This window comes from Psychrobacter immobilis (assembly GCF_904846175.1).
GTDB classification, from domain to species: Bacteria; Pseudomonadota; Gammaproteobacteria; order Pseudomonadales; family Moraxellaceae; genus Psychrobacter; species Psychrobacter immobilis_E.
Genome location: NZ_CAJGZM010000004.1, coordinates 268,522 through 281,129, shown reverse-complemented (window position 1 = coordinate 281,129; position 12,608 = coordinate 268,522). Strand labels below are relative to the sequence as shown.

Here is a 12,608-nt window from a genome sequence, read left to right as displayed (position 1 = left end):
CACAACGCCGCTTTTGTTACGTTAATCTGTAGCGCCATTATTACAATAGTAACGGCTTAGTATTAAGAATCAGTATTAAGAATCATGGTTAGCGCTCAGCGCTGATGCCTTAACCACATTCGGCCTCAACGACGCTTAGCTTCACGCCCCATTTAGCGAATTGCTCAACCTCAGTATGTAAATCTGATAATAGGAAAGCATAGTGCTCACTACTCTCTCCAAGCGTGATTTGCCAGCGATTATTATCAATTACTTTTAACGCTAGCTTTGGCAACTCGTACTCACTACGGCTATGATGCGCGAGTACCGCTAGACGTAGCAGCAAACACAGATAAACGAGCGAATCACCACCGATGGTACAGGTCTGCTCTAACATATCAGCTTTAAGCTTACGACGATGATTGAGCATCAATTGCGCCATCCGCTTTTGATCAACTTGCGAAAACCCGGGAATATCAGAATATTCAATCAAGTAAGCACTGTGCTTATGATAGCCGCTATGCGCAATCGCCAAGCCTATTTCGTGTAAGGACGCCGCCCGTCTGAGTAAATCGCTATCTTCACTAGTGAGTGCAAGCTTTTCTTTGACTTGCTCAAATAGAGTAAGACTGGTTTTGACCACTTGTTTGGCTTGTTTTTTATCACCAGAATAACGCTTTATCAACGCCAAAACACTGCGATCACGCACATCTTCGCTAGCAAAGCGGCCAAGCATATCGTACATGACGCCTTCGCGTAGCGCGCCATCTGAGTAAACCATGGTTTCAATGCTCAACACCTTCATGATGGCACGCAGTACCGCAACGCCCGCTGGGAAGACCGCTTTACGGTGCTCTTTGACGCCTTCTAAGTCTATATCATCAACGTTGCCAATTTTAAGCAATAATTTTTCTAACTTTTTAACGCCTTTATAGGTAATACGCTCTTGCTCATCCGCCCAGCCTTTTGAGACAAGGACGTTGCGAACCGCTTTAATCGTGCCACTCGAGCCAACGACACTACTCCAGCCCACTTTTTGATAGCGGCCATTAATCGCCAGCACTTCTTTACGCGCAGCTGAGATAGCATTATTAAAAGCTTCTTTGGTAATCAAGCCGTCCGCAAAATACTTTTGAGTAAAAGCGACACAGCCCATCTGTAAGCTTTCGGTCAATAACGGATCGAACTCTTGCCCAATGATAAACTCTGTCGAACCACCACCAATATCAACGACCAAGCGTTTGTCACTACTAGCATTAGTGTGCGAGACGCCCAAATAAATCAAGCGCGCCTCTTCACGTCCGGCGATAATCTCAATCGGTTTGGGCAAAATTTTGTTGGCACGGGTGATAAAGTCATTGGCGTTTTTGGCTTGGCGTAAGGCGTTGGTCGCGACGACACGAATACGCTCAGGCGGCACCGAATCCAAACGCGCGACAAAGCGACTTAAACATTCAAGACCGCGCTTTTCAGCAGCAGCGCCCAAAATATTATTCTCATCGAGTCCGGCAGCGAGCTGCACCTTTTCAGACATAGACACCACTTTTCGCACCTCACCATGGTCGAGGCGCGCAATAGCTAGATGAAAACTATTGGAACCAATATCAATGGCTGCCATCATTTCATCATCTGCAAGTGGTGGGTTTTTCAGGTAGTCTTTGGGCATAAGCGAGATCGTTACCGTGTCAGATAAAAGAGAAAATCATTAAAAGAGCTGAGTTATTTAACAAAGAAAGTGTTTTTAACTATCACTGTCATTGCTCGAAACTATAGCGCCGTGCTATTCAAACGCCGCCAAGCATAGCAAGTTAAGCACGGCCAGTTTTGTCATTAAAGCATTTATGCCAAACAGTGGCAAGTAAGCGGCTACCATCGCTAAACACAGTATTAACAAGGCAAGTAAGCGCTTGGATAAACTAAGTCAACCTGCATTAAACCTTAGCTAAACAGTCATTAAATAACAATGCTAAAGTTAGCTTCTACTGCTTGTTTTCATAGCAGCGCTTTGCTACATTAAAAACACAATCTATTGCGTTAAATAATAAGTATATTGTAAGAAAGAACAAGCACTTACTTATATCGATAAATGCTCTATCTATACCATTCGATATATACAATAAGTACTAGCTTTCACCAGTTAAGTCCATCACGGAATGATGACGCTCAATCAATCACACCCTGCAAGGAAGCAAAAGTTATGAAGCAGACAACCGCCCAAGCCGCAAAAACAAAATTGTCTACTGACACGAAAAAAACTAATCATGGCAATCTTATTTACGTAAAACGTTTAGTTAAGCTAAAATTTTACGATTTTTATTTAAATGAGCATCAAAACATGGCTTGTCGACGTTTGCATTTCGCCGGTAGTAGCTTTGGTCTTTTGGGATTGGCAAAATCTGTTAAAAACCGCTCGGCAAAGCCACTACTGAAAGGTATTGCCGCAGGATATGCCTGCGCGTGGGTTGGACATTTTTTCTTTGAGAAGAACAAACCCGCTTCTTTTAAATTCCCTCTACAGAGCTTTGCCAGCGACTTTCGCATGTATAGCGATGTGCTACGCGGCAGACTCAGCTTAAAAGACCGTAAGTTTGATAAAATCTAATAAGCATCATTTAACAGATTCAATTCAATAAACTCAATTTAATAAGCAAAAAAAAGCCAGCATGATGAATCATGTTGGCTTTTTATCTTTACTATTAAGATTCAAATACTCTTAACGTATTTAAATAGTGTTTAAACAGTTTTGAAACAGTTCTTAAACTAAGCTTTTGCCATTTCAGCAAAAATATCATCAGCGGCTTTAATGGAGGCTTCAATGTCTGCATCACTATGCTTAATTGACATAAAGCCTGCTTCATAAGCCGATGGCGCCAAATAAATACCGCGATCTAACATGCCATGGAAGAAGGTATTAAATACGTCCATATCGCACTCGGTGACGTCATCGAAATTCTGCGGTACGTTTGTTGCCTTGTCTTTAACAAAGAACATACCAAACATACCGCCCAATTTATTTGTACGCATATTAATCCCATGTTTGTCTGCTGCAGCTTGGAAGCCATCAACGAGCTGATCTACTTTCGCTGATAATTCAGCATAAAAACCATCGACGGTTAAGTCTTCAAACATCGCGATACCGGCACGCATTGCCAATGGGTTGCCTGATAACGTACCCGCTTGATAGACGCCGCCAAGTGGCGCGATACAAGACATCACTTCTTTTTTACCACCAAAAGCACCAACCGGTAAACCGGCACCGATGATTTTACCAAAGCAGGTTAAATCAGGGTCAATGCCAAAATGCGCTTGTGCACCGCCAAGTCCGACGCGAAAGCCGGTCATTACTTCATCAAAAATCAATACCGCGCCATTGGCGGTACATTCTGCACGCAAGGTATCATGGAATTCTTGGCTCGGAATGACCATATTCATGTTGCCAGCGATTGGTTCAACAATCACGCAAGCAATCTCACTACCCCATTTCTCAAAGCAATCTTTAATCGCCTGTGGGTCATTATAAGGAATGGTAATCGTATGCTTAGCAAAATCCGCTGGCACGCCTTTTGACGTTGGTTCACCAATATCAAGCATACCCGAGCCCGCTTTTACCAGTAGGCTGTCTGAATGACCATGGTAGCAACCTTCAAATTTGACGATTTTGTCACGCTCCGTAAAACCGCGCGCTAAACGAATCGCGCTCATGGTCGCTTCTGTACCAGAGCTGGTCATACGAATCATCTCAACGCTCGGGACAATTTCGCAAATTTTATCGGCAACAGTGGTTTCAAACGGCGTTGGTGTACCAAAGCTCAAACCATCATCAGCGGCTTTTTTAACGGCATCAATGACTTTTGGATGCGCATGACCCAAAATCATCGGACCCCAAGAGCCGACATAATCGATATAAGCATTGTCTTCGGTGTCATAGATTTTGCTGCCGTTAGCACGGTGCATAAAAATAGGCGTGCCACCGACACCGGCAAAGGCGCGAACCGGTGAGTTTACGCCGCCAGGAATATGCTTACGTGCTTGCGCAAAAAGTTGTTCATTTTTAGTACTCATAATTATTCTCTACTTATTCATTCGGTCTTATTTTATTAACAATACATTAGGCTTTTTTAACCACCGACGATTTCAGCTTCATTGGTCCATAACCATCGAGTTTACAGTCGATATCATGACCATCAGACGCATCGGGCAGTAGGCGGATACCTTTTGCTCTGGTGCCGACTTTGATAATGGTTGATGAGCCTTTGACCTTTAAGTCTTTGATCACGGTGACGGTATCACCATCTTGCAGCTCATTACCGACCGCATCACGGATGACCGCATCTTGCTCTTCAGCTTGCGCCGCATCAGTGTCAGCCGCGGTCCATTCATGAGCACACATGGGACATACCAGTAACGAACCATCTTCGTACGTATATTCAGCATCGCATTTTGGGCAATTGGGTAAGCTCATAATTTCCTCGTCAGCCGTGATAAATTGGGTGTATTCTACAGCTAACATTGTACCGTAACTCGCCAGCTTTAACCAATCGCTTAGATTGTAAACGCCGTACGGTGATTAATGGATACATTCGTTTATCTCTTAAAACAGGCGTTTTTTATCACATGGTTTTTTATGGTACTCTGCTTTAACCAAGTTTGATTTGATAGCCATTTGCCTTTAGATGGTAAAAAACCTCAAACACCATTTCTCAAACATTATTTTAACAACTACTTTAATAACTCAGTATTAACCCTAATATCTGAGGCTATAGCGACTGATAAATAGGACAACAATAATGACTCAATCAACACTGCCACAATTTGCTCAGCTAACCATTCAAGGTGAAGACGCGGAAAAATTCTTACAAGGACAATTGACCTCTGATGTCACCAAGCTCGGACTCAGTTATCAAGCAACGGCGCTTAGCAATTTAAAAGGTCGCATTGATTTTGGTCTATGGATAAAAAAACAAGACGAAAAACATTATGATGTGGTTATCAGTGCCGATTGCGTTGAGGCTTTCCAAGCCCATTTAAAAAAGTTTGGCGCCTTTTCAAAATTTGACATTAGTGCACCAATGCCGATTTATCCTTGCGTGGTTGATGGGTTGCCAACCTTTAGCCATAAACAGGAACATAACACGCCAGCAGACACCCAAGCGTGGATGCAAGCGAGTCTCGCAATCGGTAACTATTGGATAGTTGCTGCCACACAAGGTCTGTTTCAGCCGCAAGAGCTACGGCTGCATCAGCGCGGCGGTATGGATTACGATAAAGGCTGCTACCTTGGTCAAGAAGTCATTGCCCGTATTTATTTTAAAGCGGCGCCAAAAGCCTTTTTAAATTATGTTAGCGGGACAGGCGACGTACCAGCAGCAGGTGACAAGCTCGATAAAATCCAAGTGGTCAATGCGATTGCAGATGAGAGTGGCTTTAAGGCATTGGTCGTCGCCCGTCCAGAACATATAGCGGATAGCGAGCTTACGATATTAGACTTACCGCCAGCACTGCAAGCGGATGTCGCCCGCCAAAAATAATGCGAAGTAATCAATAACAAGAAACAGTAAGCACTATTTAAAGCACTTTTACTAAGAACCCAGCAGAGCAATTTATGAGTCATATTGCGGTACTCGGAGCGGGTGTGGTGGGCGTGACCACCGCATGGTATCTTCGCCAAGCAGGCTACGATGTAACCGTCATTGAACGTGAGTCAGACGCAGGTATGCAAACCTCATTTGCCAATGGTGGGCAAATATCTGTCTCGCATGCAACGCCTTGGGCAAATCCTGCTGCCCCAATGAAAGCCCTTAAATGGCTGTTTCGCGAGGATGCGCCGCTGCTATATCGCTTGCGTGCTGATAAGGCGCAGCTTAAGTGGGCGATGCATTTTTTAAAAGAATGCCGCGCAGAACGAGCCAATGCCAATTTGGTACAAATGGTACGCTTAGGTTTATATTCACGAAATACACTACAACAGCTGCGTGCTGATATCGGTATTGATTATGAGCAGCAAACGCGCGGCATCATGCATTTTTATACCAACCAAGCTGAGTTTGATGCCGCCATTGCACCAACTAAGCGCATGCAAGAGTTAGGCTGTGAGCGCCATATTATTGATATCAATAATGCCGTCAGCCTCGAGCCCGCGCTCTACCCTATTGCCCATAAGCTCAAAGGCGCAACTTATACCAGTCGTGATGAATCAGGTAATGCCCATTTATTTACCCAGCGCTTAGCCGAGCGCTGCGTCGAAGTTGGCGTGCAGTTCTTATATGATACCGAGATTTTGGCGTTAAATGCGGACACCGACTCTACTAGCCCGCATATCCATAGTATTACTATTCGACCCAAGGGTGAAAACGCGCAGACTTTTAGTGCGGATAGCCATGTACTAGCGCTTGGCAGTTATAGCGTAGCGCTGATGAAGCCACTGAATATGCATCTGCCTATCTTTCCCGCTAAAGGCTACTCGGCTACTTATCAAATCAATCCCCGCGCGCCGCATCTGGCACCCTTCGTCAGTCTCATCGATGATGAGTTCAAATTGGTCACCTCACGCCTCGGTGACAAATTACGCGTGGCTGGCACGGCAGAATTTAACGGCTACAATTTGGATTTAAATAACATACGTTGTGAAGCCATTACTCGCCGTGTGCAGCAATTATTTCCCAAAGGCATTATTGCTAATTCTGTCCAATATTGGACAGGACTGCGACCGATGACCCCATCAAATGTGCCGTTAATAGGACGCGCGCATAGGGGTCAAGTCTGGCATGGTAGTCACAATATAGACGCTAGCTTCGATAATTTATGGCTAAATACTGGTCATGGCACACTTGGCTGGACCCATGCTTGCGGCTCCGCAAAGGCTCTTAGTTTACTAATACAAGGTGAGACACCGCCAGTCGATTTTGATTTTGTTGGTGAAGCAATGCAAAAAAGACGCTGATATAAGCGCCTTTCTTATTTACGTTAAAGACTTTTATTCTAGAGCTGTTCTATGCAGCGCTTCCTGATTTAATATTAGCATCAACGTCAGAATCAATGGTCTTCAAATCAACCACTTTTGGCTCGATTGCTTCCAATTGTACAGGTACGCCATTGACTGCCGCATTGCCACTTAACTGGTCAATTAAGGTATCGTCCGTCAAGTCATTAACACTGACGCCGGCATGCGCTTGCGCAATCTTTTGTTTCACGCCTTTACGGCCGTGTCCCCAGCCGTGAGGAATACTTACCACTCTTGGCATCAGCTCGTTCGTGACTTCTGCAACTATCATTACACTACCAACGCGCGAGGTAACTTTTACATTTTGACCATCTTCGATACCGTATTCTTTGGCAGTTTCAGGATGCAGCATAAGCGTGCAGCGCGGTTTGCCTTTTACCAACCGATAGCTATTATGCAGCCACGAGTTATTACTGCGTACATGACGACGACCGATGAGTAAAATCTGTTTGTGATCATAGTCCTGCATCATAGCCTGTACGCGCTCTAAATCTGCTTGATAAAAATCAACATTAAGATGAATTTTCTTATTTTTATGCTTTAGTGCCTGCGGTAGCATTCTTTTGAGCGTCCCTAAATCAAACCCATGCGGATTATTCTTTAGTTTATTTAGCGTCATGCCAGCATAAGGTCCACGTCTTAATCCTTGATCAAGCAAAAATTTTGGTCCTAAGGTCTTAACCAATCGGCGCTCAATTTTGGTCGCAAGCGGCGCTTTTTTATCCAGACGTTTTGCTAACTCTAAGTAGATTTGCCAGTCGTGTTTGGCATTTTTTTTCTTAGCAAACAATGCTTTTGAATATTTAGCCACATTATGAACGGCGAAATTATTAAAGGTAACATCATAATGGTCACGTTCTAGCGGCGATACCGGCGGCAAGATAATATTGGCATGACGACTGGTTTCTGTAACGAAATAATCAATCGCGACCATAAAGTCCAAGTTGGCAAAGGCTTTATCCAACTTTTCACCATTCGGCGTGCTTAGGACAGGATTGCCAGCCACCGTCATAAAGCCTTTTATTTGACCCTCACCTTCTACCAACATTTCATCACCCATCGCTACCACTGGATAATCGCCGTTAAAATCAGGCAAGTTACTCACTCGGCTATGACGTTTACCTAAATAACCTGGGCCAGAGTTATTGACCACATCTACCGCAGGATTAGGGAACATCAGACCACCCACTTCATCTAAACGTCCGGTGATAATATTAATCACCATAATCAGATATTGACTCAGTAACCCAAACTCTTGCACCGATACGCCCATGCGCCCGTAACAGACGGCGCTTTTAGCTTCGCAAAATTCTTTGACCAGTCGTTTAATCTCATCTGCCGCAATACCAGTAATATCAGCAACTGACTCTGCGCTATAGTCTTTGGCAAAATCTGCTAAGCGCGCAAGCTCTGGCGTCAGTGCTGCGGCTCTATTATGAGCCTGTGCCTTGTCCGCGTAACCTTGAGCATAGATTTCATTGAGCATAGCGAGCAAAAATAAAACATCCGTTGCTGGACGAATAAAATGATGCTTGCTGGCAATGTCTGCCGTTTCGGTACGCCTTGGATCAATCACTACTACTTTGCCATCACGGGCTTTGATATCTTTTAACTTTTGGCGCATGTTTGGTGCGGTCATAATACTGCCATTAGACGCCAACGGATTGCCGCCAATGATGAGCATATAGTGAGTTCGATTAATGTCAGGCACAGGGATACGTAGCATATGCCCAAACAGGTGCATGCTAACAATATGATGCGGTAATTGATCGACTGAGGTCGCAGAAAAACGACTGCGCGTCTTGATACTGCTTAATAGATGTTTAATCGTCAGCATGCCGCCTAAATTATGGACATTGGGATTACCAAGATAAATACCGAAAGCATTTTGACCGTGTTTTTTCTGTACTGACTGAATACCCTCGGCTACTTTATCGAGCGCCTCAGGCCAGCTAATCTTTTTCCAGCCGTTAGCTGTTCTCTCAACGGGATGACGCAGACGGTCAGGGTCTTCATGCAAGTCTTGCAAAGCAGTCGCTTTTGGACAAATATAACCTTTAGAAAATGGATCGTTTTTATCGCCTTTAATCGACAATACCTTTGCTCCATCGTGCTTTATCTCAATACCGCACATTGCTTCGCATAGATTGCAGGTTCTAAAATGTATTTGTTCATCCGTGTGAATCTTTTCACTGGCCATGGTCGCGCTCCCTGTTATTTTTTATTATAGTCATTCCATTATAAAAATATTACTGCGTTAACCTCGCTTGAAGTATTAGATATACATCTACACTCGGTTGCCTTGTACTACTTTTAAATTGAATCGACTATATTGCTTTCACTATATAAATTCCGTTTTATGAGTTTAATAAACTTTCTAGCTTTAACAATATTAAGAATTAGTCAGAGTTAGACATTAATAGGCTGAATAACTAGCCATCTACTCTGCGCTTGTTTTTGGCGAAAAAACTATTAAAAAGTCCATCAAAGTTTTTGCACAATATCTCAATGGCCTGCTGCCGTGAATAACGCTCTTGATGACAGCCCAATATCAACTCATGAACTTGTGCGGTCGCGATATCGACACAGAGATTAACGTCAGACTCATCAAAAGAGCATTTGGCTGACTGTAATCCTTGTATAAATATCTTGCTCCATTCGTCGCGTATTTCTGTAATCAGACTCTCCAAGCCTTTATTTTCTGCTTGCAAGTCAAAGCGCAAACTGTCTTCGATTAAACGCTGGAATAACGCAATATTTTGAAATGCGGCATCAAAAATCATCGTCAAGCAATGCTGACAGCGCTGATTAAACGCCTCTTTAGGCAGCGTTGCATAGTCTTTAAGCATATCTATCCACGCCATGCGCATCGGTGATAAATAGTTGTGCTTAAGCTGTGTGCTCAACTCATTTTGCAATCCCTCTAAACTAGCAAAATGATTATAAAAACTGGGCTGCGCAATACCGGCACCTTTTGCGATTTTGTTCATGCTCATACCGCAAACGCCTTCCACGCTATAAAGCTGCAAAGCACTTCTTAACAATGCTTGACGGGTTTTCGCTTTTGCCAACTCACGCTTTGTTTCCGTTTTTGTAGCATTGACGGTATTAAGTAAGCTCATTATCAATCTGCCTATGTTTAACAATGCTTGTGTTTAACAGTGCTCATGTTCATTAATATCTATATTTAATAAAGCCTATGTTTCATAAGACATACGTTTGATAAAGCTCATAAAAGTACTGTTATTTCAACTATAAGGCTATAGTTATTTAAAAGATAAGTCTATATTTAAATACCTAAATAGCGGATTATTCATCATCATTCTTTACCTGTTACACTGACAAACTGCCCTCTCTATTACACAACTATGTTGCCCATAACATAGTGGCGACTTTTATCATACTTGAGCAACACTACGAACACTGCCCATACAGACAAGCGCCGCTGGAATTCATATATTGGTATCACAAGTTAGCCACTGGCTAGTTGTAGAGTACTTAAAAATAGTACTGAACAAGCAATAAGAATCATAAATAATAATTTAATACCAAAGCGTCATATAACTTGTCGAGTTAAATTTTTAAATAACAGACATCCAAAGACGCAATAACTAGAATAAGGAATATCAAGATGAACGAACATACGCTAAAAGGCGAGTGGAAACAGATGAAAGGTACCGTTAAACAAAAATGGGCTGATCTTACTGATGATGACTTACTACATATCGAAGGTAGCCGTGACAAGCTAGTTGGCAAAGTCCAAGAGCGTTATGGTCATAGTAAAGACGACGCTGAGCGCGAAGTCGACGCATGGCGTACTGAAAACAAATATTAATGAATAATTTTTCTTATAAAGTCTTGTTATAAACATACATCTTTATAAGTTATTAATTAAACAAAAGGCCGCATTGATTCCAATGTGGCCTTTTTTTATTTACTATTCATACCTAATTAATCATATCGACAATAGCAGTAGTAGATATTTATTGTTTTTGACAACTGGCATTTTTGCTATCGAGCATTCTTGATAAATATTATGAGAGATATTTGCTGAGGAATGCGTTATAGAAAATACTTAACACCCAGACACGATAAAACCGCATAGCAATTAATTGTTATGCGGTTTTATTGTTAACTATCCTTGTTATCCATCACCACTCTAATCGCTGCGTCCTTGCAGGTTATCGAGTATATTGTGATAGCTGGGTATCCTGCCCATTCTTTCTGACTACTACTGGCATTATCTGCCTGCAGCACGGGTCATGTGTCCTTATTCCAATTGCTATTATCATCCTGATGCTAGCGATTGAACTATTATCCTTAATACGGTCAACTCAATCCTTGAGTCACATTCCCTCATGCCGTGTGTGTATAGTGTCAAATTATGAGGCACCTGTTAAGTCGCGTAAGCGTCATTGCGTGTAAGCATATGCTTACATGGTCTCTTGTCAAAACAGCCATGATTAAATAAGTCATTGATAAAGCTCTTATTATTGAAAATGAATGACTTCTAAATCACTGTAGTATTTATTTAAACGCAAAAAGAGTTAGCGATGTTTAATAAGCTTAGCAACAGCTTAGTCACCTAAAGCGCCGAATGCTTACGCAAATATTTGCAAAATTTACAACTTCTTAACACCAAAGACATGTATTAATGATTTTTAAGTCTTACTATGTGTATGTAAGAAAATATTTCAAGATTAAAAAACAAATATCGATTATTAATAATCATCACTTAATAATCCTTTATAAAATATTTAACCCTTTATACCAATCACTATTAAAAATTCAAATCTCATCAACAACAGTCCTTTACTCAGATACGCTATACCAAAGGAGATTTTATCGTGAAAATTCTACCTGCTTTCTCATTTAAAATAGCAATATCTGCTGGTTTGGCGCTGACTATGTTAGGGACAGTAGCCGGTTGTGCCGTTGTCGGTCCAGGTTACGAAGACTACCCAATATATGGCGGCAACAGCGATTACGGTAATGCTGACTATAAGCATGTGAGTCAAACTTTACGCAATAACCTGAGCCGCCAAGGCTATCAAGTCATGGACATCCGCTCTGATAACTATCGTGGCAATCGAGCCATCACCGCTATTGCTAGAAAGAACAATCAAACCTATGAGTTAAAATACACCTATCCTGATTTAAGACTCATTAGCTCAAACAAAACAGCCTCTTCTAACATTTGGCAAGATGACAGATACGATAAAGACCGTTACGACAAAGACGATTATAAAAAAGATAAGTACAAGAATAATGGCAAATATAAAAACGATAAGCGTTATAAAAATAATACTGAAGGCAGCATTAAGAGAGAATCGCGTTATCCAGCGATTAAGCAAGGTGCGGTCAACAAGGTAAGATCAATGGGTTACCAAGTTAAAGATATCGAGTTCGAAGAAAAGAACGGGCGCGGCGTGTTTGAAATTGAAGCGAAACGTGGCTCGCAAGAATATGAGATTTTACTTGGCTATCCAAACTTGAATGTGATTAAGGTTGAGAAAGATTAATCCTTAACAAAAAAATCTTTGCCCATAGTTATTTACATAGCATCTGAATGGGATTTTTGCGTCACTGGTAAATTGATGCCTTTAGTCAGATAAGCTAGTTTGGGATA

At 42.1% G+C, this 12,608-nt stretch carries 10 protein-coding genes; 5 read left to right on the top strand and 5 right to left on the bottom strand.

Features of this window, described 5'->3' with window-relative positions:
* Window positions 1-109: 109 nt before the first annotated feature.
* The gene (ppx, locus tag JMW39_RS07730; RefSeq protein ID WP_201545381.1) at window positions 110-1,645 is read right to left on the bottom strand and encodes an exopolyphosphatase; all 1,536 of its coding nucleotides are present in this window, start codon (window positions 1,643-1,645) and stop codon (window positions 110-112) included.
* A 531-nt stretch (window positions 1,646-2,176) separates the two neighbouring features.
* Between ppx and JMW39_RS07725 the strand changes: the two genes are divergently transcribed.
* Window positions 2,177-2,581 carry a DUF962 domain-containing protein gene (locus JMW39_RS07725; protein ID WP_201545379.1) on the top strand — a complete coding sequence of 135 codons (405 nt, stop codon included), beginning with the start codon at window positions 2,177-2,179 and terminating at the stop codon, window positions 2,579-2,581.
* Window positions 2,582-2,739: 158 nt separating this feature from the next.
* Here JMW39_RS07725 and hemL read toward each other — a convergent pair whose 3' ends face one another.
* Both hemL and JMW39_RS07715 read right to left on the bottom strand, forming a co-directional pair.
* On the bottom strand, window positions 2,740-4,041 hold the full coding sequence (hemL, locus tag JMW39_RS07720) for a glutamate-1-semialdehyde 2,1-aminomutase (protein WP_201545377.1): 1,302 nt from the start codon (window positions 4,039-4,041) through the stop codon (window positions 2,740-2,742).
* A gap of 46 nt (window positions 4,042-4,087) precedes the next feature.
* Window positions 4,088-4,441, bottom strand: a complete 354-nt coding sequence (locus JMW39_RS07715) for a zinc ribbon domain-containing protein YjdM (protein ID WP_320157915.1) — start codon at window positions 4,439-4,441, stop codon at window positions 4,088-4,090.
* A gap of 325 nt (window positions 4,442-4,766) precedes the next feature.
* On the opposite strand from JMW39_RS07715, the gene JMW39_RS07710 reads away from it, so the two are divergent.
* Window positions 4,767-5,507 carry a YgfZ/GcvT domain-containing protein gene (locus JMW39_RS07710; RefSeq protein WP_201545375.1) on the top strand — a complete coding sequence of 247 codons (741 nt, stop codon included), beginning with the start codon at window positions 4,767-4,769 and terminating at the stop codon, window positions 5,505-5,507.
* A gap of 74 nt (window positions 5,508-5,581) precedes the next feature.
* Window positions 5,582-6,919, top strand: coding sequence for a D-amino acid dehydrogenase (locus JMW39_RS07705; protein WP_201545373.1), 1,338 nt, complete (start codon window positions 5,582-5,584; stop codon window positions 6,917-6,919).
* A 49-nt stretch (window positions 6,920-6,968) separates the two neighbouring features.
* Here JMW39_RS07705 and JMW39_RS07700 read toward each other — a convergent pair whose 3' ends face one another.
* Together JMW39_RS07700 and JMW39_RS07695 are read right to left on the bottom strand one after the other, a co-directional pair.
* The gene (locus JMW39_RS07700) at window positions 6,969-9,179 is read right to left on the bottom strand and encodes a molybdopterin oxidoreductase family protein (protein WP_201545371.1); all 2,211 of its coding nucleotides are present in this window, start codon (window positions 9,177-9,179) and stop codon (window positions 6,969-6,971) included.
* A 232-nt stretch (window positions 9,180-9,411) separates the two neighbouring features.
* Complete coding sequence (locus tag JMW39_RS07695; protein WP_201545369.1) at window positions 9,412-10,101, bottom strand: TetR/AcrR family transcriptional regulator; 690 nt, start codon at window positions 10,099-10,101, stop codon at window positions 9,412-9,414.
* Between the two features lie 509 nt (window positions 10,102-10,610).
* Here JMW39_RS07695 and JMW39_RS07690 point away from each other — a divergent pair.
* Together JMW39_RS07690 and JMW39_RS07685 are read left to right on the top strand one after the other, a co-directional pair.
* Window positions 10,611-10,814 (top strand): CsbD family protein, encoded by a 204-nt coding sequence (locus tag JMW39_RS07690; protein WP_201545367.1) that lies wholly within the window; start codon window positions 10,611-10,613, stop codon window positions 10,812-10,814.
* A 1,012-nt stretch (window positions 10,815-11,826) separates the two neighbouring features.
* Window positions 11,827-12,501, top strand: coding sequence for a hypothetical protein (locus tag JMW39_RS07685; protein ID WP_201545358.1), 675 nt, complete (start codon window positions 11,827-11,829; stop codon window positions 12,499-12,501).
* Window positions 12,502-12,608: the final 107 nt, after the last annotated feature.

Bases quoted from the DNA above. Each gene is read 5' to 3' on its own strand.
- ppx (WP_201545381.1), bottom strand. From the start codon at position 1,645: ATGCCCAAAGACTACCTGAAAAACCCACCACTTGCAGATGATGAAATG.
- JMW39_RS07725 (WP_201545379.1), top strand. From the start codon at position 2,177: ATGAAGCAGACAACCGCCCAAGCCGCAAAAACAAAATTGTCTACTGAC.
- hemL (WP_201545377.1), bottom strand. From the start codon at position 4,041: ATGAGTACTAAAAATGAACAACTTTTTGCGCAAGCACGTAAGCATATT.
- JMW39_RS07715 (WP_320157915.1), bottom strand. From the start codon at position 4,441: ATGAGCTTACCCAATTGCCCAAAATGCGATGCTGAATATACGTACGAA.
- JMW39_RS07710 (WP_201545375.1), top strand. From the start codon at position 4,767: ATGACTCAATCAACACTGCCACAATTTGCTCAGCTAACCATTCAAGGT.
- JMW39_RS07705 (WP_201545373.1), top strand. From the start codon at position 5,582: ATGAGTCATATTGCGGTACTCGGAGCGGGTGTGGTGGGCGTGACCACC.
- JMW39_RS07700 (WP_201545371.1), bottom strand. From the start codon at position 9,179: ATGGCCAGTGAAAAGATTCACACGGATGAACAAATACATTTTAGAACC.
- JMW39_RS07695 (WP_201545369.1), bottom strand. From the start codon at position 10,101: ATGAGCTTACTTAATACCGTCAATGCTACAAAAACGGAAACAAAGCGT.
- JMW39_RS07690 (WP_201545367.1), top strand. From the start codon at position 10,611: ATGAACGAACATACGCTAAAAGGCGAGTGGAAACAGATGAAAGGTACC.